At 73.3% G+C, this 18,988-nt stretch carries 14 protein-coding genes and 1 pseudogene; 8 read left to right on the top strand and 7 right to left on the bottom strand.

The window, feature by feature from the left end; genetic code table 11:
- Positions 1-72: 72 nt before the first annotated feature.
- Complete coding sequence (locus ACIP89_RS30980) at positions 73-1,653, top strand: phytoene desaturase family protein (protein ID WP_402117824.1); 1,581 nt, start codon at positions 73-75, stop codon at positions 1,651-1,653.
- Between the two features lie 56 nt (positions 1,654-1,709).
- On the opposite strand, the pseudogene ACIP89_RS30975 reads toward ACIP89_RS30980, so the two are convergent.
- Positions 1,710-2,612: pseudogene (locus ACIP89_RS30975) on the bottom strand (short-chain dehydrogenase/reductase); the annotation flags it as partial.
- Positions 2,613-2,919: 307 nt separating this feature from the next.
- On the opposite strand from ACIP89_RS30975, the gene ACIP89_RS30970 reads away from it, so the two are divergent.
- Complete coding sequence (locus ACIP89_RS30970) at positions 2,920-5,898, top strand: AAA family ATPase (RefSeq protein WP_402117790.1); 2,979 nt, start codon at positions 2,920-2,922, stop codon at positions 5,896-5,898.
- A 467-nt stretch (positions 5,899-6,365) separates the two neighbouring features.
- Here the strand turns inward: ACIP89_RS30970 and ACIP89_RS30965 are convergent, their stop codons facing one another.
- Both ACIP89_RS30965 and ACIP89_RS30960 read right to left on the bottom strand, forming a co-directional pair.
- A complete protein-coding gene (locus ACIP89_RS30965) occupies positions 6,366-7,718 on the bottom strand; it encodes an LAETG motif-containing sortase-dependent surface protein (RefSeq protein ID WP_402117788.1) in 1,353 nt (450 codons plus the stop codon).
- 107 nt (positions 7,719-7,825) lie between these two features.
- Positions 7,826-9,550 carry a sigma-70 family RNA polymerase sigma factor gene (locus ACIP89_RS30960; protein ID WP_402117787.1) on the bottom strand — a complete coding sequence of 575 codons (1,725 nt, stop codon included), beginning with the start codon at positions 9,548-9,550 and terminating at the stop codon, positions 7,826-7,828.
- Positions 9,551-10,282: 732 nt separating this feature from the next.
- Here ACIP89_RS30960 and ACIP89_RS30955 point away from each other — a divergent pair.
- The 5 genes from ACIP89_RS30955 to ACIP89_RS30935 all read left to right on the top strand — a co-directional run bounded on the left by ACIP89_RS30955 (position 10,283) and on the right by ACIP89_RS30935 (position 14,366).
- A complete protein-coding gene (locus tag ACIP89_RS30955) occupies positions 10,283-11,347 on the top strand; it encodes a cobalamin-independent methionine synthase II family protein (protein WP_402117785.1) in 1,065 nt (354 codons plus the stop codon).
- A gap of 510 nt (positions 11,348-11,857) precedes the next feature.
- Positions 11,858-12,724: a phosphotransferase gene (locus ACIP89_RS30950; protein ID WP_402117784.1), complete on the top strand. Its 867-nt coding sequence runs from the start codon at positions 11,858-11,860 to the stop codon at positions 12,722-12,724.
- Between the two features lie 116 nt (positions 12,725-12,840).
- The gene (gene panD, locus ACIP89_RS30945; protein ID WP_401924973.1) at positions 12,841-13,266 is read left to right on the top strand and encodes an aspartate 1-decarboxylase; all 426 of its coding nucleotides are present in this window, start codon (positions 12,841-12,843) and stop codon (positions 13,264-13,266) included.
- A 30-nt stretch (positions 13,267-13,296) separates the two neighbouring features.
- Positions 13,297-13,668 carry a GNAT family N-acetyltransferase gene (locus tag ACIP89_RS30940; RefSeq protein WP_402117783.1) on the top strand — a complete coding sequence of 124 codons (372 nt, stop codon included), beginning with the start codon at positions 13,297-13,299 and terminating at the stop codon, positions 13,666-13,668.
- 38 nt (positions 13,669-13,706) lie between these two features.
- Positions 13,707-14,366, top strand: coding sequence for an arylsulfatase (locus tag ACIP89_RS30935; RefSeq protein WP_402117781.1), 660 nt, complete (start codon positions 13,707-13,709; stop codon positions 14,364-14,366).
- A 437-nt stretch (positions 14,367-14,803) separates the two neighbouring features.
- On the opposite strand, the gene ACIP89_RS30930 is transcribed toward ACIP89_RS30935, so the two are convergent.
- The 4 genes from ACIP89_RS30930 to ACIP89_RS30915 all read right to left on the bottom strand — a co-directional run bounded on the left by ACIP89_RS30930 (position 14,804) and on the right by ACIP89_RS30915 (position 18,098).
- On the bottom strand, positions 14,804-15,601 hold the full coding sequence (locus ACIP89_RS30930; protein WP_401924967.1) for a family 1 encapsulin nanocompartment shell protein: 798 nt from the start codon (positions 15,599-15,601) through the stop codon (positions 14,804-14,806).
- A complete protein-coding gene (locus ACIP89_RS30925) occupies positions 15,601-16,677 on the bottom strand; it encodes a Dyp-type peroxidase (RefSeq protein WP_402117780.1) in 1,077 nt (358 codons plus the stop codon). The genes ACIP89_RS30930 and ACIP89_RS30925 overlap by 1 nt, the downstream gene beginning before the upstream one ends.
- Positions 16,678-16,857: 180 nt before the next feature.
- Positions 16,858-17,613, bottom strand: a complete 756-nt coding sequence (locus ACIP89_RS30920) for an MgtC/SapB family protein (protein ID WP_401924962.1) — start codon at positions 17,611-17,613, stop codon at positions 16,858-16,860.
- A 152-nt stretch (positions 17,614-17,765) separates the two neighbouring features.
- Positions 17,766-18,098, bottom strand: a complete 333-nt coding sequence (locus ACIP89_RS30915) for an HAD-IA family hydrolase (RefSeq protein ID WP_402117778.1) — start codon at positions 18,096-18,098, stop codon at positions 17,766-17,768.
- A 142-nt stretch (positions 18,099-18,240) separates the two neighbouring features.
- Here ACIP89_RS30915 and ACIP89_RS30910 point away from each other — a divergent pair, with 142 nt between their 5' ends.
- On the top strand, positions 18,241-18,936 hold the full coding sequence (locus ACIP89_RS30910; protein ID WP_401930897.1) for a type 1 glutamine amidotransferase domain-containing protein: 696 nt from the start codon (positions 18,241-18,243) through the stop codon (positions 18,934-18,936).
- Positions 18,937-18,988: the final 52 nt, after the last annotated feature.

Here is an 18,988-nt window from a genome sequence, read left to right as displayed (position 1 = left end):
GCTGTCATGCCACAGGAGCGGCACGGCAAGAGCGGCCGGGTGCCCCGGAACGTCGAGCACGTGGAGGTATCGATGCCGGACGCGGTGGTCGTCGGCGCGGGGCCCAACGGCCTCGTGGCGGCGAATCTTCTGGCCGACGCGGGATGGACCGTGGAGGTGTTCGAGGCACAGCCGGAGCCGGGCGGCGCGGTCCGCAGCGACCGGGGCGTCCATCCCGACTACGTGAGCGACCTGTTCAGCGCCTTCTATCCGCTGGCGGCCGCCTCTCCGGTGCTGGCGGGGCTGGACCTGAGCGCCGAAGGGCTCGGCTGGAGCCGTGCCCCGCGCGTCCTGGCACACCCCTTGCCGGACGGCCGCTGCGCGCTTCTCGAACGTGGAGCCGAGAACACGGCGGAGGGCCTGGACATGTTCGCCGCCGGCGACGGTGCCGCCTGGCTCGACCTGTACCGCACGTGGAACCACCTGGGCCCGGACCTTCTGCGCGCCCTGTTCACCCCCTTCCCGCCGGTGCGGTCCGGTGTCCGGCTGGCGGCCCGTCTCCGGGCCGCCGGCGGTCTCCGGCTGGCGCGGACGCTGTTGCTGCCCGTCCGTCGTCTGGGGGAGGAACAGTTTCGCGGCGAGGCCGCCAGGCTCCTGCTCGCGGGCAACGCGCTGCACGCGGACCTCGGCCCCGAAGCGGCGGGCAGCGGGGGCTTCGGGTGGCTGATGTCCATGCTCGGACAGACCTACGGATTCCCGGTGCCGGTCGGAGGCGCCGGTGCGCTCACCGCCGCTCTGGTGCGGAGGCTGGAGCGGCACGGAGGTGTGGTCCGCTGCGGGAAGCGCGTCGACGAGATCGTCGTGCGCGGCGGACGAGCCGTCGGCGTACGCACAGCGGAGGGCGAGTCCGTACCGGCGTCCCGCGCCGTGCTGGCCGATGTGTCCGCGCCCGCGCTCTACGGCGAACTGGTCGAAGCGCGGTACCTCCCCGACCGGCTGCTGAAGGACTTGCGCGGGTTCCAGTGGGACTACGCGACGTTCAAGGTCGACTGGGCACTGACAGCCCGCGTGCCCTGGACCGCCGCAGGGGCCGGATCGGCGGGCACGGTCCACCTGGCCGACGGGGTCGACGGCCTCACCCGCTTCGCCGCGCAGATCGCGACGGGCCGGGTTCCCGACCGGCCCTTCCTCCTCGTCGGACAGATGACCACGGCAGACGCCACCCGTTCACCGGCCGGCACCGAATCGGCCTGGGCCTACACCCATGTCCCGCACCTGATCAAGGGGGACGCGGGCGAGGACGACCTGACCGGGCGCTGGGACCGGCGTGAACAGGAAGCCATGGCCGACCGCATGGAGGCCGAGATGGAACGGAGGGCCCCCGGGTTCCGCTCCCTCATCGCCTCCCGCCGCATCCTCGCACCGCCCGCCCTTGAGTCCATGGACGCCAACCTGCACGGCGGCGCGATCAACGGCGGAACCGCGGCCGCCCACCAGCAGCTGCTGTTCCGGCCGACTCCGGGGACCGGGCGGCCCGAAACGCCGGTGAAGGGCCTCTACCTCGCCTCGGCCTCCGCGCACCCCGGCGGCGGGGTCCACGGGGCGCCCGGCGCGAACGCCGCTCGGGCCGCGCTGCGCGGCGTGCGTTCTGCGCGCCGCACGCGCCGCCGGTGAGCCGCGGTGGAGCACCGGCCACACACGGGAGCCCGGGTCCAGGCCTGCGCCGGCCCGGTTCCCTCCGCCGCGCGTCCGCCGGCCCCCAGCAGACCCGTGGCCTCGAACGGCGATCGCGTCAGCTCCCGGCGTGTCAGCACCGGGACCAGCCCCGGCAGACCGCCTCGCACCGCCTGGACACTCCGGAGCCGGCCCGGCACAGATACGGAAGGTGCCGCCGTTCGAGCGCGCCGACCACGAGCCGGGCCACGTAATCCGGGGCGTAGGTCCTGCGCGCTGGCGGCGGCATACGGGCCCGGAGCTCGCGCAGCACACGGTGCTGGCCGGCATCGCGGATCAGGCCGGTGTCGATCCAGTCCGGATACGCGATGCGTACGCTGACCCGGTGCGGGGCCGGTTCGGCGCGCAGGGCGTGGGAGAAGGACTCCACGCCCGCCTTGGACGCGCAGTACGCACTCATCACCGGCGCCGCGCCGATGGACGCGAGCGAGGCGATCTGCTGGTAGTGACCGCGGGTGCGGAGCAGCCGCGGCAGGAACGTCCGTGCCGTGATCGCGCTGCCCACGAGGTTGACCTCGATCACGCGCCGCCAGGCCTCCGGATCGGAGCCGGCGAACGGACCTCCCTCCGCCACCCCGGCACGGGCGACGACGACCGAGACGGGGCCCGGACGACGCCCGACCTCTTCGGCGACACGGGCCATCGCCTGGTCGTCGGGCGACGTCCACGTGCCAGTGCACCGGCTCCGTGGGCAGTGCGGCGGCGGTCCGGGCAAGCGCGTCGTCCTCCAGGCCGAGCAGGGCCACGCGGACGCCTCGCCCGGACAGTTCGCGTGCGACAGCCGCACCGAGGCCACGCGCGGCTCCGGTCACCACGGCTGTACGGGCGCTCAGGACGGGCTTTCGTCCGGACACGGGAACTCCTGCTGATGTACCGGCGAGGACGAGCGCATTGATCATGTCGATCAGGACGAGAGCACTCATTCCCCCTCTTTCGTGATGTCACCGTACGGAAGGTGACGCGCACGGTGGGTCCGTACGGGCATCCCGACCGCGCCCGGCCGCCTTCACCGACGAGACCGCCTCCCGCACGGGGCGCTCCAGGGGCGTGGCCGGTTCCCGGACGGACTGCCCCGACCTGCTGGACACCGCGCGCCCGGCGATCACCGGCGTTCTCCTCGCGGCACCCGCCCGGTGCCGCCGTGCCCCCGGCACCGGAGACCAGGGGTTTACGTGCGGTAACTGCCGGGCGTGCTTGGATGGACCAGTGGCCCAGACATTCGATACACCGTTCGTCGGCCGGGCCGACGAACTCGCCCGGCTCACCGGCGTGCTGGAGCGGGCCGCGGCCGGCGACCCGCGCGCGGTCCTCGTGGCCGGAGACGCCGGTGTCGGCAAGACCCGCACGCTGACGGTGGCCGCGGCGCACGCGGCGACCACCGGTATGACCGTCCTGACCGGGCACTGCGTGGACCTCGGGGACGTCGGGCTGCCCTACCTGCCGTTCACGGAGATACTCGGCGCGGCGGCCGCCGACGAACGGCTCGCCCCCGTCTTCGCCGCGTACCCCGCGGTGGGCCGCCTGATCGGCACGGGCGAGGGGGCCGGCCCCGTGCCCGACGCCGGCAGCCGCCTCCAGCTCTTCGAGGGCATCGCCGGCCTCCTCGCCGACCTGACAGCCCTGGCACCGCTCCTCCTGGTCCTCGAAGACCTCCACTGGGCCGACCACTCCTCTCGCGACCTGCTCCGCTTTCTGCTCAGCCGGGGCGCCCTCCAGCGGCCCGCGCCCGGCGGCCCGCCCCACCGGCTCGCGGTCTTCGCCTCGTACCGTGCGGACGACCTGCACCGCCGCCACCCGCTGCGCCCCCTGCTCGCCGAGCTGGTCAGACTGCCCGCCGTGGACCGGCTGGAAATGCGCCCGCTGGCCGACGCGGACATAGCCAGGCTCGTATCCGCACAGTGCGGCGGCGCCGTCTCCGACAGCACGGTCCGCCGCATCGTCGACCGCGCCGAGGGAAACGCCTTCTACGCCGAGGAGTTGCTCGCCGCGCTGCCCGACGGCGAGGGTGCCGCCCCGGCCGTCCTGCCCAGCGGCCTCGCCGACGTCCTGCTCATCCGGATCGAGCAGCTGACCGAGACCGCCCAGCAGGTGCTGCGCACGGCGGCCGTGGCGGGGCGCCGGGTCCGACACGAGCTGTTGCGGGACGCCGTACAACTGCCCGAGGAGGAGCTGGAGTCGGCGCTGCGCGAGGCGGTCGGGCACCAGCTGCTGCTGCCCGGCGAAGACGCTGCGTACTCCTTCCGGCACGCCCTCACCCGCGAGGCCCTCTATGCGGATCTGCTGCCCGGCGAGCGGGTCCGGCTGCACGGCCGGTTCGCCGCGTTCCTCGCGGGCGAGGGCCGTTCGGCCCAGAGCTCCGCGGAGCGGGCCCACCACTCGCGCGAGAGCCACGACCTGGCCGACGCGCTGGTTGCCTCCCTCGAAGCGGCGGACCACGCCCAGCTCGTCCACGCGCCCGCCGAGGAGTTGCGCCACCTGGAGACCGCGCTCGAACTGTGGGCCGCGGTGGACCCGTCCGCCCACCCGGAGCACAGCGACCCGGTCGCCCTCACCCTTCGCGCCTCGGCCGCCGCGGCTCACTCCGGTGAGCCCCACCGCGCTGTCCAGCTCACCCGCTCCGCGCTCGCACGCGCCGGCTCGGACGCCGGCTCCGAACTCGCCGCGCGGGTGCGCTACACCCTCGCCGGCAACCTGATGCGGACCGACAATCTTGAGGCGGCGTTCACCTACAGCAGCGAGGCGCTCGCGCTGATCCCGGCCGAGCCCCCCTCGCGCACCTGGGTGTGGGCCGCCGCGACCCACGTCATGGCCGCCCGGTACGTGGGCCGGGACGAGGACGCCGAGCGCGTCGCCCGGCAGGCGCTGGATGTCGCCGAACGGCTCCGGCTGGTCGATGCCCAGGCCGACCTGATGATCTCGCTGATCGGCCTGGAGGCGCACGACCGGCAGACCCCGAAGGGGCGGGAGCGGCTCCTCACGGCCCGTGAACTGGCCCGCAGCGCCGGGAACCTCCCGGTGGAGATGCGGGCGCTGTACAACCTCGCGATCGGCTGCTACGACTGCGGCGAACTGGACCCTTGCCTGAACTGGATCGACATCGGACTCGACCGTGCCCGCCGCGCCGGTCTGCTCTCCTCCCCGTACGCCGTGGAACTGCGCTATCTGCAGTCCCTGCTGCTCTACACGCTGGGCCGCTGGGACGAGTGCGCGCGGGCCGCCGCCGCAGACGTCCAGATCCTCACCGCCGCGTCCGGGTTCGCGACGGCACCCGCGCTGTACGTCGCCCTGGCGCGCGGCGAGTACGACGCGGCCGTCGGCGGTGCCCGCGCGCTGCTCGACGGCCCCCCGGACTGGATGGCGTCGCTCGTCGCGAGCATCGTGCTGATCGACGCCGCGGCACTGCGGGGCGACGCAGAGGACTGCGTACGGCAGTTGCACGCCTCCGTCGGGAGACTGTCGGAGGCCTCGGGGTCCGACCGGCCCGACGCCGTGGTCCGGCTCGCCTCGCTCACCCTGTCGGCGGTCGCGGATGCTGCGGACGAGTCCCGACTGTCCGGCGACGCGACGGGCGCCGGGCGCTGGGCGGGGATCGCCGCCGAACTGCTGGGGCTTGCCCGGAGCACGGCGGCCCACGGCGACGACGGAACCGGGCAGGGGCCCGAGGGCCTGGCCTGGTCGGCCCGCGCCGAGGCGGAAGGAGTACGCGCCGCCACCGGGCCGGACGTCGCCGCCTGGGAGCGGGCCGTGACGGCGTTCGGCTACGGCGATCCGTACGAACTGGCCAGGTGCCGCCGGCGGCTCGCGGAGGCCCTGCTCGTCGCCGGCCGCCGCGAGGAGGCCGCCGAGCAGGCGTACGCGGCCCGGGACACGGCCGTGCGGCTCGGCGCGGTGCCGCTGTGCGAGGCGCTCGACGCCCTGGTCCGGCGGGGCCGCCTCACCGAGTCACGGGCCAGCGGGGGGCGGATCGCCGCCCTGACCGCCCGGGAGAGCGAGGTGCTGCGGCTGCTCGGCCAGGGGCGCACCAACCGCCAGATCGGCGAGGAGCTGTTCATCAGCGGCAAGACGGCGAGCGTCCACGTCTCGAACATCCTCGCCAAGCTGGGCGCCGCGAGCCGCACGGAGGCGGTGGGCATCGCCTACCGCGAGGGCCTGATCACGTCCGGCGGCACCGCGGTGAACTCCTGAACCCGTCAATCCACCGCCCGTTGTACGGGCGCCCCTCCGGGGCAGGCCGCGGCACCAGCTCACCTCTTGATCCGGTGACGCCTTCTCCCCGCGCCGGGGTACTCAGCCGCGCAGCCGGTCCCGGGGGGCAGGTCCACGACTTCCCCCGGGCCGCCGGCGGCGGCGTGCCGCGTGCTCGTCGAGCGGGGCGCGGGCACGGTGCTCGAAGTCTCGACCCGCTCGTCGCGCGGCGGCCGGGCGGCGAAGGAGGCCGAATACAGGCGGCCGATCACCGTCTCGGTGCTCCATTCCCGCCCGGCGGCGACGGGGTGTGCTCCTCGGCATCGCCGAACACGGCCCGACCACTCGAAGTACCCTGCCGTCCGCCGGCCACGGCGGCAGCCGGCGCCGCACCGTCGCGGGCCGGCCGGGGTCAAGCGGCAATCGTCGCGTTGACCGGCCCGGCCGAGCCCGGACGGCGGGTCTGCCTACGCGCTACGGCGTCCACGGCGGCGCAGTGTGTAGAGGCACACGCCTCCGATGCCGGCCATCGCGGCCCCGGCGGCGGCGATCAGCGGGGTCGTGGAGCTGCCGCCCGTCTCCGCCAGGTCCGTGGTGCCGGCGCCGTCCTTCTCCGCCCGCTGCGGCGCCGCGGGCGCGCCGACGTCGGAGCCCTTCTCCGAGACGGGGGCGCCTTCACCGCCCTGGGCCTGCGGCGCGGGTGCGGCGGTGTTGCCCTGCCCGGCGGAGCCGGACGCGGGGGCGGGCACACCGTCGAGGCCGACCGACACGGTGGCCGACCCGCCGCCGGACCGGCCGACCTCGACCTCGACCTTGTTCTTCTTGTCGGTCAGCGTGGTGATGGCGTCCTCCTTGCCCTTGCCCTCGCCCGGAGTGGGGTCCAGGAGCCGGGACTTGTTGTAGTCGCCCTCGGGCGCCAGGTAGGCGTGCACGCCCTCGACGGCGGCGTCGAGGCTGCCGTCCTCGTCGTCCGTGTAGGTCGGGTCCTCGTGGCGGTACTCCACGACCAACCGGTCCTTGCCCAGCGGTATGTCCAGGGCTCGGACACCGCCCGCCTTGCCGCCGAAGAGGGCGCTGAGGGTGAAGGTGGCGGACTTCTTCACGGTGACGGCCTGGCCGCCGGGCAGCCAGCCCCGGCTGATCAGCTCGGGAGCGGCGAAGCCGACGCCGGGTCCGCCGCCGCCCATGGGGGTCTTGCCGCTGTATCCCTCTCCGGTGGTGCAGCGGGCGAGGTCGCCGTCCGGGCACTCGTCGCGCTCGTGGTGGCCGAAGCCCTGGTTGTGTCCGAACTCGTGGACCATGGCGGCCTTGCTGATCTTGCTGTCCTCGCCGACCTGGAGCCAGGTGTTCGGACCGGGTACGGAGCCGAGCCCGGCCCAGCCGCAGTCGCTTCCGGCGCTCGGCTGCAGGATGGAGATGCTGTCGTAGTCCTCGTCCGCCGTGTAGCCGTCGGCCTCCGCGGCCTCGGCTGCCGCCTTGCGCACGGCTCCGGCGTCGCACGGGTTCTGCGGCAGGTCCAGCTCGTACGGTCCGACGACCTCGTCCTTGGCGGCCGGGACGTACGTGAAGGCTCCCTGGGAGACCTTGGTGTAGTAGCCCGCGATCGACTGGGAACCGCCGAAGTACTCCTTCCTGGCGTCCTCCTTGACCGCCTCGGCGTCGGAGTGCTTGACGTCCTGGAAGTCGACCACGACCACGAGTACCCGGTTCTCGGCCGGGGTCTCGTCGGCGGCGTGGGCCGCGGTGACCGTGGCACCGGCGGCGAGGACGGCGGTGGTGGCCGCGACGGTGGCGATTCTCGTACGGGCGCGCTGATGCATGGGGGTCCTTGTGGGGGTCGGTGGAACGTTTACGGGGGTGGGGAGTGCGCCCGCACACCCCCGTCCCGCTGCTTTGCCGATCCTTTGCCAAACTGTCCGTGGCGGTGTCAGCCGGCCCCCGTGGTGCCGTCCGCGGGCAGCCCGGCGAGACGGCCGTCGAACAGCGCCCCGTCGTAGCGGAAGCCGAAGGAGGGGGAGGCGTAGTAGTGGTGGTTGGTGCCGATATCGGTGGTGTGCCGCACGCCGTCCTCTGCGTTCTTCCAGTCGTTGAGCCCCAGGTACATGCGGTCGCCCTGCTGTCTGAACCGCGCCTCACCGGAGCCCTCCGGCTGCCACAGCCCCCAGGACTGCTGGGGGTCGGCAGGGGCGCAGACCCTCTGCACGACCGGGGCGTCGTCGATCTCGGTGCCCTGGTTGGCCAGGCACTTGCCGGTCCCGGCGTTGCGTATCTGCACCCGGCCGTCGTCGTTCGGCCGCAGCAGGTCCCACACCTGGTCCCGGCCCCCGTCGCAGGGCGCCTCCCGCGCCTGGACGCCGACGGCCGTGCTGCCCCCGGGTATCTCCATGCACCGGCCGGTGGACGCGAGCCGCAGCCTGGTGCGGTCCTCTGCCGCCGGTAGCCATTCCCGCGGGGGCGGCGAGGTGCTCACGGAGGGCGAGGGACTCGCGGTGGGGGAGGGGCTCGCGGTGGCGGTGCGGCGGGCCCGGGGGCTGTGCGACGTCGGGGGCACAGCCTTCGTGGGGCGCGCGACGACACCGGCAGGCCGGGAGGAGCCGGCCGCCGGGGAATCCTCCCCGCCGCCGGGCAGCAGGAGCAGGCCGCCGACCACCAGCGCGGACACGGTGGCTGCGGCGGCACCCAGCAGGGCGGCCTTTCCTCCCGCGGCGGACGCGGCGGACGCGGCAGGCGCCCCTCCACCGCTCGCCGACGCGGCCGCCGATCCCGCCGCCGCGCCACCGCCGGCCGCTCCGAGCTGGGCGGTGACATAGGCATGTCCGCCCCAGAGGAGCAGTCCGGCAGGCAGGACGGCGCCCAGCCGGCCGTCCAGATAGGTGAGTTCGGTGAGCGACCGCCGGCAGTCCTCGCAGTCCCGCAGATGCCGGCCCAGCCGCCTGTCGCGACGGGCGCCGCCGCGACGCGCGGCCGCGGCGAGCAGCGAACCGTGGCGCCGGCACTCCTCGCTGCGGCTGCCGCTCTCCGCGTGCGCGCTCAAGTACGCCTCACGCAGCCCTTCACGGGCCCTCGCGGTGAGCGACGTGACACCACTCGGGCTCAGGCCCAGCAGCACGCCGATCCGTTCGGCCGACTCGCCCTCCACCACGCTGTGCCACAGAGCCACCTGCCAGCGCTCCGGCAGGGAGCGGAAGCCGCGGACAATCATGTCCTGGTCCTCCAGCGCTACCATCCGCTCGTCGCCGCCCGCGTATTCCACACCCCCGGCTCCCGGCCCCGCGGCGGGCGCCCCCACGTCGAGCCACTGCTCGAAGTCCTCGCGCAGCTCGGTGCGCCGGGCGGTGGCCGCCCATTCCCCGGCGGTGTTCCGCACCACGGTGAGCAGGTAAGGCCGCCAGGCCGCCTCGGGCCCGGCACCCGACCGCACCGCGCGCAGGACGCGGGCGAACGCCTCCGAGGCCAGGTCTTCGGCGGAGTGCGGATCGCGGGCGAAGGTACGGGCATAGGTGAGGACGGCCGAGTGATGGCGCTCGTAGAGCTCGGCGAGCGCCGCCGGATCCCCCGACCCTCTTACCTCTCGCCCGAGTTCGGTGTCCGAACGCGGGTCCGCGGACATCGCCGGATCGTCGCGGCGGTGCCGCCTGTGTATGCCAGTCATGCGGAGACCTCGTCCAGGGCGCTATTCCTATGGGGGCGGCGCCCGTCTCGACCGGACCGCAGGCCCATCGCGGCGGCGCCCGGAACGACGACGGCGCGGGCAACGCTCACGGTAATGCCCACCGCTTCCACCCGGCCCGGCGGATCCCCGCTAGGGCGACAGGACCCGGCCGCCGGGCACGGCCACTCCTTGCGCGCATCCCGGCCGGCGTCCGCGGTCGAAGAACTGCGTGGCCGGCGAAACCAGGGCGTCGGCGGCCAGGCTCCCGTGCCGGCGGCCCCCGCCCCCTCACGAGGCGGGTGTTCTCCCGGCCGGCCGCGGTCGCGATGGACGGACGGTGTGCGCCGCCCCGGGTGTCGGTCGGGCGGTCCGGCCCGTCTCGCTGTGCAGCTCCCCGTTCTGGATCTTCGCGATGGCCACCCGGATGCGGGGGACGAGTTCGCCGGGCCGGTCCCCGGCACGGTCGAGGTGGTGGACGAGGCTGAGTGCTTGAGTTGGCGTGGCCGAGCGTCCGAGCGGGCGGACATGCTGACGGATGCACGATCTCCCGTTGATGACGACGCTTCAGGAGTCAACCCGCGATCCTCTGTCAGAAGCCCGATCAGGTGAACTTCATGGTTTGTGAGCGGTGATGATGTTCCGCTCAACGCCCTGGGAATGGCGGGAGCGGCGCCGTCAGGCGGACTTCACTCCCGATCGGGGGCATCTCGGAGACTTCTTAGGGTGCGCGTCATGACTATTCCTACCGAGCCGATCGGCAGCCTTCCTCGTTCGCCCGCGCTGCGAAACGCCTTCGCCGAGCACGCCGCAGGGAATCTGGGCGACTCGGAGCTGGCACGCGTCCAGAGCGAGGCCGTCGCCGACACCCTCGCCCAGCTGGAGAAACTGGGCAGCCCGGTTCTGGTCGACGGCGACCAGGGCAAGCCCAGCTCGCTCACCTACCCCCTCACCGGCCTCGCGGGTCTTGCCACCGACGGTGCCGTCATCCCCTTCGCCGACGGGCACACCCGGCAGCTGCCCGCCCTGACCGGCGGGCCGTTCCGCTACCAGGTCCGGGCAGAGACCTACCTCCGCGCCGCCCGCGCCCACACCAGCTGCCCCGTCAAACAGACCGTGGTCGCGCCCTCGGCCCTGAGCCTGCTCTACCCCGCCAACGGCATCGACGGATACTCCCGGGAGGCGTTCCTGGGCGACCTCGCGGACGAGGCCGAGGCCGAGATCCGCGGATGCCTCGACGAGGGCGCGCATCGCGTACAGCTGGACTTCACGGAAGGCCGGCTGTCGTTGAAGCTCGACCCGTCCGGCGGTCTCCTCAACGACTTCGTCGCCCTCAACAACAAGGTCCTGGACCGGTTCACCGAAGACGAGCGGGCCCGCCTCGGAGTGCACACCGACCCCGGAGCCGACCAGGACTCCACCCACAGTCTCGACGTCGACTACACCGGACTGCTGCCCAGGCTGTTCCAGCTCGCGGTGGGCAGCTTCTATCTCCAGCTGGCCAGTGAGCCCGATCCCGCGCGAGTCCTGCAGGCCATCGCCGACCAACTGCGTCCCGGTACACGTGTGTTCATCGGCGTCATCGACCCGACCGACCCCAGGGTCGAGAGCCCCGAGGAAGTACGCGACCGCGTCCTGGAGGCCGCACGCTACATCCCGGTCGACCAGCTGGGCACCTGTGACGACGCCGGCTTCGCCCCCTTCGCCGACGACACCTCCACCTCGCGGGAGATGGCCTTCGCCAAGATCGAGGCCCGCTTGCGGGGCACCGAGCTCGCCGCCCAGGTCCTCGGCCTGTAGTCACGCCCGAAGCTGAGCGCTTCACTCGACGAGGGGCGCCGGGTGAAGCGCTCAGCCGCAGCTGCCGCGGTCTCTCGCGGTCATGCCGAGGGCGGGGGAGGGAGAGGACGATGTTGTCCGACCCGGCCCGGTGCCCGTGGAGTTCGTCCCTCCGTTGTGTCTCGTCCCTCTGTTGTGTGAGGACTGCTTTCGCGAGCGTGCGTTGGGTGACTGAGCGGGTAAGGCGTCCGATCTCGGCCCTCTGTGTGGCGACGGCTTTCCTGCCCCTGGTGGTGGCTGCCCGAAGTCGCCTGCTGAATCCGGGACTTGTGCGGGCTCGGTCGTGACTCGCGCGTGAACTCGTTCTTGGGATCGGCGTACCGCTTGAGGGGGGCCTTGCGACTGATGCCGTGTCCGGGTTCGCCTTTGCCCGGGTGGGCGTCGACGTCTTGTACTGTGCCGGGCCGCGACAGCCGGCACCTGACCACGCCGGCTGGCATCGCCCTCGCTTGTCCATGCCACGATGCGAGGATGGACATGACCGACGTCACGCGTGCGATCGCGGCTGCGACTTCGGTCGCCGCGTCGCTCGACCTGCCGGCAAACGACGCGATCGTTCTCCACAACTCGAACAAGCTGGCACTGCGGCTGACGCCTTGCGACGTCTTCGCCCGGGTCGCCCCTGTGGGACGAGAGGTCGCACAGTTCGAAGTCGAGCTCGCTCAGCGGCTCACCCAGGCCGGATGCCCGGTGTGCCCCTTGGAGCCTCGGGCGGATCCGCGTGTGTACACGCGCGATGGCTTCGCGGTGACGCTGTGGACCTACTACGAGCCCGTGACACCTTCCACCTCACCGGTCGGCTACGCCAAGGCGCTGGAGCAGCTGCACGCCGGCATGCGCCAGGTCGAAATGCCGAGTCCGAGGTTCACGGACCGGATCACGGAGGCGGAAGAAGTCGTCGCCGACCCGGAACGCTCGCCGGAGCTCACCGGCGCGGACCGCGTGTTCCTCGGCGGCAGGCTGGCAGGTCTGCGACGAGCGATCGACGACCGCGGCGCCGTGGAGCAGCTGCTCCACGGCGAGCCGCATCCAGGCAATCTGCTCAGCACGAGGAACGGCCCGTTGTTCATCGACCTTGAGACGTGCTGCCGCGGACCCGTCGAGTTCGATCTCGCCCATGTTCCCGCGGCGGTCTGCGAGCACTACCCGGGCGTTGACGAAGGGCTCCTGGACGAGTGCCGGCAGCTCGTTATCGCGATGGTCGCCGCGTGGCGTTGGGAGCTCGGCGACCAGTTTCCGAAGGGGAGGCGGTTCGGAGCGGAACTCCTGCGCTTGCTGCGGGAGGGTCCGCCTTGGCCGACACTCGACACGGTGACCAGGCGGCTGGACGGTGTGTAGAAGCCGCCGGGGAAATCCGGGCGGCGGCTGCACGGGAATGCGACTCGTTGTAGGCTGGCGAAATAGCCCTTGACCTGCAAAAACGCAGGCAGGGAGCCTACGAGTGGAGTGTTCCGATGATGCGCACCATGTTCAAATCCAAGATCCACCGGGCCACCGTGACCCAGGCCGACCTGCACTACGTCGGTTCCGTCACCGTCGACGCCGAGCTGATGGAGGCCGCGGATCTGCTGCCCGGCGAACTCGTGCACATCGTGGACATCGACAACGGGGCCCGGCTGGAGACGTACATCATCGAGGGCGAACGCGGCTCCGGAGTCATCGGCATCAACGGCGCCGCCGCCCACCTCGTCCACCCCGGCGACCTGGTCATCCTGATCAGCTACGCGCAGGTCGACGACGCCGAGGCGCGCAGCCTGGTCCCGAGCGTCGTCCACGTCGACGCGGGCAACCGGATCGTCGCGCTCGGCGGCGACGCCTCCGCCCCCGTCCCGGGCACCGACACCGAGCGCAGCCCGCACGCCGTCCCAGCGGCGCGTTGAAGCGACCGACCTACCGAAGGAGCACCCGACATGGCGGACCGGAGCGGCCAGGACGGACAGGACGGACCCGACATCCGTGACGACCGGGCGGCGGGCAAGCTGCTCGCGTACCAGGACGGCGCGGCCGCCGGGGTCATCGTGTACTTCGTGATGGACGGGGCCCCCGCCGTGCTCGTCGCCGTGCACACGGTTGTGGAGCCGGGGCACGAGGGCAAGGGCATCGGGAGTGCCCTGGTCAGGGAGTTCTACGCGATGGCGGGCCGTGACGGAGTTCCCGTCGTACCGCTCTGCCCGTACGCCGCGAAGTGGGCGTCGCGCCATCCCGACGAGGCACCGCAGGCTCCGGCCGCACTGGTGGAGCGGGCGAAGGAGCAGCTCGCGTCCCGTCCCGAGCTGTACTGATCCCTGGGGCCGGCGGCAGGGCCGATAGCGTCCGGACCATGCCTCTCGCCCTGCTGCACACCTCCCCGGTCCATGTCCCGGTCTTCGACGCCCTGCGTGATGCCGGCCATCCGGGGCTGGTGCTGCGCCACCTCGTGCACGAGGGCCTCCTCGACCGGGCCGGGCGGCGCGGGCCGCAGGCGGTGACGGGCGAGGTCGAGGCGGTCCTCGCCGGCGCGGTCGCCGAGGGGGCCACCGCGGTGCTCTGTACCTGCTCGACGATCGGCGGCGTCGCGGAGTCGCTCGGCCCGGCGCTCGGCGTCCCGGTGCTGCGGGTCGACCGCCCGATGGCGGCCGTCGCGGCACGTGCCGAGCGGGTGACCGTCATCGCGGCGCTCGCCGCCACCCTGGCGCCCACCCTCGCGCTGATCGCGGAGGAGGCCGACGCGGCGGGCCGGCGTCCGGCGGCGGTGCGCACCGTGCTGGTCGAGGGCGCCTGGGAGCGCTTCGAGGCGGGCCGGCGTGCCGGCTACCTGGATCTGGTGGCCCAAGCCGTCGACGCGGTGGCGGACGCCGATGTGATCGTGCTGGCCCAGGCCTCCATGGCCGGTGCCGTCACCCGTACGGTCACCCGGATTCCGGTGCTGTCCAGCCCCGGGCCGGGTCTGGCCGCCGCGGCGGCAGTGGCCGCTTCGGTGAGCCGGGCGGATCTTTCGTAGCCCGAACGTATGGACTCGCCGGGCGGGGGCAGCCGCCCCGGGAGACGGTGGAGGAGATCCACCCAGACCGTTCGGAGGACCGAGATGACCCATCCGTTTCCCGACCCCGTCCCGCCCGCGCCCACCCCGGGGCCCATTCCGGGGCCGCCCCAGCCGCTGCCGGAGCCGGAGCCCGTACCGCCGGGTCCGGGGCCGACGCCGCCCGTCCCCACGCCGCCGGGGCCCTCGCCCGACCCGATCCCGCAGCCGCCCGCGCCGAACCCCGAGCCGGTGCCGCCGCCGGAGCCGGAGCCCTCACCGGTGGGCTGAACCGTGCGGGTGGCACACGCGGGTGACCGGCCGCCGCCGTCCCCGACCACCGGCGGCTCGACGAACACCGCCGCCCTCCGCGCTCATGCCGGAGGCTCACCGTTACGAGCCTCCGGCATGAGCCGCGATCAGGCGATGATCGGGATCACGGCCTCCGGCGTCAGCATCCGGAACGTGAACGACTGGTGGAAGTACAGGCTGACGGTCGTCGCGTCGTGCTCCTGATAGCCGATCGACAGATCCTCGCCCAGGCACAGCTCGAAGTCGCCGCCCCGGGTGGACAGCAGCACCCCGCCCGCCACGGCGGGCGCCCACAGGATCTGGTCGTCCAGCAGCCGGCCCAGATGGGTGGAGACGGGGTATCCGTGGTCGGACGTCTCGGTCGCCTCCGTGAACGCGTCCGCGCCCAGCAGCAGCCGGTAGGGCCCGTCGACACCGGCCAGCCGCAGCTGGGTCAGCGCCTGGCTGACGGTGGCCGGATAGTCCCGGGCGTCCGCCGGCAGCGGCAGCGGGGTGTGTGAGGAACCGTCCCGCAGACCGGTGATCCCGGCCGCCGCGTAGCCGTCGATGAGCGCCATGTCCTCCGCGAACGCACAGGTCCGGGCGGCGTCCTTGACCGGCTGCCAGTCGCTGTCGTCGGAGCCGCGCTCGACGTCGTCCACCGCCGCCCTGTTCAGCGTGAACGGCACCCGCCACTCGATGACCGGTACCGAGGTGCGGGCGCGGGCCAGCACATCGGGGGTGGGCGGGTCGATCTCCCGGAGGTGGCCGTCACCGACGGCCGCCAGCCTCGGGCCCTCCGGCCCGCTGACGTCGACGACGCGACGGCCCGCCACATGGCGGCTGAAGGTGCGCCGGGCCTCCTCTTCGATCTGGTCCCAGGCGGCTTGTGTGACGGGGGCGAGTGCGCGGTGGAGGTTGTTCATCACTGGGCGCTTTCTTGCAGGCTGCCGATGTGCAGCGAACCGTCACGGGAGCCCGGCGGGACCGGGGCCTGTGCCGCGGGCGCGGACGCCGGCGCCGGCAGGTCCCCGGTCCCGGCCTCTGCGGACGCGGGCGACGGCGGCGGGGCGTCGAGGAAGTCGGCGCCGGGGGCGTGGAAGAGCGTGCCGGTGACCGCTGTCGAGAAGTCGAGGATGCGGTCGTGGGTGCCGGGGGGACTGCCCAGGAACATGTTCCTGAGCATCTGTTCGGTGACGCCGGGATCGGCGGCGTACGCGATGAAGTACGTACCGAACTCACCCTGCCCGAAGCTGCCGAACGGCATGTTGGCACGCAGGATGTCGCGCTCCGTACCGTCCGGGTCCGTGATGGTGTTCAGCGCCACATGGGAGTCGGCGGGTTTGACGTCGTCGGCGAACTCGATGTCGGTGAACTTGGTCCGCCCGATCACCCGCTCCTGTTCCTCGGTGCTCAGCGCGTTCCACGACGTCAGATCGTGCAGGTACTTCTGCACGACGACATAACTGCCGCCCGCGAAGTCCGGGTCCTCGTCTCCGACCAGCGCCGCCGAGAGCGCGTCCGGACCGACCGGGTTCTCGGTGCCGTCCACGAACCCCAGCAGATCCCGGTGGTCGAAGTAGCGGAACCCGTGCGTCTCGTCGACGACCTCCACCGCACCGCCGAGCCGGCCGAGCAGCTGGGAGGCCCACTCGTAGCACACGTCCATCCGCTCGGCCCGGATGTGGAACAGCAGGTCGCCCGGGGTGGCGGGGGCGTGGTGCCGGGCCCCGCGCAGTTCCTCGAAGGGATGGAGCGAGGCGGGACGCGGCCCCGCGAACAGCCGGTCCCAGGCGTCGGAGCCGAACCCGGTCACACAGGCCAGCCCGGAGCCGGGGAAACGGAACCCGATGGAGCGGGCGAGGGCCGCTAGGTCCGGCAGCGCCGCACGGACAGCGGGCTCACCGCCCGGCTCGATCGTGGCGACCAGGATCAGCGCGGCACTGGTCAGCGGTGCGGCGACGGGCTGCGCCGCGGCCGCTTCCTCGGTGGTCCCGGGCATGCGGCGGCTCCATGAGGTGCGTGGGCGACAAGGCGGTACGGCGGGTACCCACGCGGGTGCGGACGGCGGGGCCCGCTGCCACTTACCCACACCCGGCGGGGCGCCGCACTCCGGCGCGTCCGACCGGGCGACATCCGCGCCGGTCCCTCGCCCGCCCGGCCGGGCGGGGCCCCGGTCCGCTCACTCGTCGGCGAGGTCGCTCCGGCTGCACGCCAGCACCCCGGTGGTGCCCGACAGCCGGGCCATCAGCGCGTCCGGATCGCCCCTGCCCTGCACGCTGAGCGCGATCTCGACGGTCCGCTCGGGCGGGGGCACGGTCTCCGACCGGCGACGGCGCCGGAACACCCCCTCGCCGTCGGCGGCGAGCGTGGTCAGCTCGGAGATGGCGAACCCCGCCTCCGTGCAGTGCCTGACCAGCTCCCGCAGCGCGCCCACCCCCTCCGTGTAGGTGATCCGGTAGCCGATCGAGGCGTTGCGCAGCGCCGGGAGCCGGTGGGCCAGCGGGCGCACGCCGTACGACACCAGGAAGTAGGCGAGCGTGGCGAGGGTGGCGAGCACGGGCAGGCCCGCGCCGGCCGCGCAGCCGACCGCCGCGGTCAGCCAGATGGACGCGGCCGTGGTCAGCCCCTTGACCGAACCGCGGTGGACGAAGATGACGCCACCGCCGATGAACCCGAGCCCGGAGACGATCTGCGCCGCCACCCGGGACGGGTCCAACTCGACCTGCCCGGTGACCAGCACGTCCGAGAAGCCGAACTTGCTGACCAGGGTGAACAGTGCGGCCCCGAGCCCGACGATCGTGTACGTGCGCAGGCCGGCCGCCTTCTGGCGGATCTCTCGCTCGATCCCGATCGCGCAGGAGAGCCCGAACGCGATCCCGAACTGCGCCGCGTGCGTCCAGTTCTGGCCGAACGGTTCGTTGATGTCGATTGCCACAGAGCCTCCGATCCTCGTGCGGCCTTCCGGGCAGCCGGCCGCCGGAAGGAGAACGCCGTCACTCCGCCGTGCCGGGCGGCGCGACGGTTGCGGCGGCGCGATGCCCCACCGTACCGGCCGTCCTCACCCGTCCCCGGGCGCGTTACGCCTCGTCAGCTCTGTCGCGCCCGGGAGCCGGCGGCATCGAGCAGCGGGGCGAGGACGGCCCGCAGATCCTCCGGGCGGCGGTAGTGGAGCGCGGTCATGCCCTCGCGCCGGGCGGCGGCCGCATTGGCCCCGGTGTCGTCCACGAACAGACAGCGGCCCGGCGCGGCCCCGACGCGCTCCGCGGCGATGCGGTAGACCCTCGGATCGGGTTTGGCGGCGCCGGTGCGCGCGGTGTTGATGACGGCGTCGGCCACCCCGCTCAGGCCCTGCCGGTCGGGGTCCGGCTCCGGCCGCGTGGTGGCGTCGGAGACCACGCCCCCGCCCGCCGCCCCACCCACGTCACCCCATGGCTTTCGCGCGGCCCACCGTAGCGCCCCTGCCGGACTCCGGCGGGTGCGCACCGTACGGTCGGGTCCGTAGGCGCGAAATCGCGCGAAGCGTCCCGGGCGGACGACGCCAGGGCCCTGCGGAAGAAGTGACATGGCACAGATTCTTTTCGTGATGACCGGTTCCGACCACTGGACCCTCGCCGACGGCTCCCTGCACCCGACCGGCTTCTGGGCCGAGGAGGCCGTGGCGCCGTACGAGCGGTTCAAGGCCGCCGGTTACGAGATCGTCGTCGCCACCCCCGGCGGCGTGGTGCCGACCGTCGACCGGGGGAGCCTGGCGCCGGAGTTCAACGACGGCCAGGAGAACGCCGACCGGGTGGCGGGGGTCCTCGCCGCCATGAGCGAACTCCAGCAGCCGCTGCGGCTGGCGGACGTGGACCCGGCGGACTACGCGGCGGTGTTCTACCCCGGTGGCCACGGCCCGATGGAGGACCTGGCGGTGAACGCGGACTCCGGCAGGCTGCTGGTCCGCGCGCTGGAGTCGGGCCTGCCCCTCGGCATCGTCTGCCACGCCCCGGCCGCCGTGCTGGCCGCCACGAAGGACGACGGGACCAACGCGTTCGCCGGCTACCGGCTCACCGGCTTCACCAACACGGAGGAGAGCCAGGCCGGGTTCGCGGACAAGGCCGCGTGGCTGCTCCAGGACCGGCTGGTGGAGATCGGCACCGACTTCCAGGAGGGCGAGCCGTGGGCCCCGTACGTGGTCGTCGACCGCAATCTGGTCACCGGCCAGAACCCGGCCTCGGCCGCCCCGCTCGCGGACGAACTGCTCAGGAAGCTCGCCTGATCCGTCGGGCCGCCCGCGCGGGGACACGCACCGGAAACTCCGCTCCGAGGAA

It is taken from the genome of Streptomyces sp. NPDC088730 (assembly GCF_044751215.1).
In the GTDB taxonomy this organism is placed as follows: Bacteria; Actinomycetota; Actinomycetes; order Streptomycetales; family Streptomycetaceae; genus Streptomyces.
This window is presented reverse-complemented; position numbering and strand designations above follow the sequence as displayed.

Excerpts from the sequence above, each read along its gene's own strand:
- ACIP89_RS30965 (WP_402117788.1), bottom strand. The coding sequence starts at position 7,718 with ATGCATCAGCGCGCCCGTACGAGAATCGCCACCGTCGCGGCCACCACC.
- ACIP89_RS30955 (WP_402117785.1), top strand. The coding sequence starts at position 10,283 with ATGACTATTCCTACCGAGCCGATCGGCAGCCTTCCTCGTTCGCCCGCG.
- ACIP89_RS30950 (WP_402117784.1), top strand. The coding sequence starts at position 11,858 with ATGGACATGACCGACGTCACGCGTGCGATCGCGGCTGCGACTTCGGTC.
- ACIP89_RS30925 (WP_402117780.1), bottom strand. The coding sequence starts at position 16,677 with ATGCCCGGGACCACCGAGGAAGCGGCCGCGGCGCAGCCCGTCGCCGCA.
- ACIP89_RS30930 (WP_401924967.1), bottom strand. The coding sequence starts at position 15,601 with ATGAACAACCTCCACCGCGCACTCGCCCCCGTCACACAAGCCGCCTGG.
- ACIP89_RS30935 (WP_402117781.1), top strand. The coding sequence starts at position 13,707 with ATGCCTCTCGCCCTGCTGCACACCTCCCCGGTCCATGTCCCGGTCTTC.
- ACIP89_RS30940 (WP_402117783.1), top strand. The coding sequence starts at position 13,297 with ATGGCGGACCGGAGCGGCCAGGACGGACAGGACGGACCCGACATCCGT.
- panD (WP_401924973.1), top strand. The coding sequence starts at position 12,841 with ATGATGCGCACCATGTTCAAATCCAAGATCCACCGGGCCACCGTGACC.
- ACIP89_RS30980 (WP_402117824.1), top strand. The coding sequence starts at position 73 with ATGCCGGACGCGGTGGTCGTCGGCGCGGGGCCCAACGGCCTCGTGGCG.
- ACIP89_RS30960 (WP_402117787.1), bottom strand. The coding sequence starts at position 9,550 with ATGACTGGCATACACAGGCGGCACCGCCGCGACGATCCGGCGATGTCC.
- ACIP89_RS30910 (WP_401930897.1), top strand. The coding sequence starts at position 18,241 with ATGGCACAGATTCTTTTCGTGATGACCGGTTCCGACCACTGGACCCTC.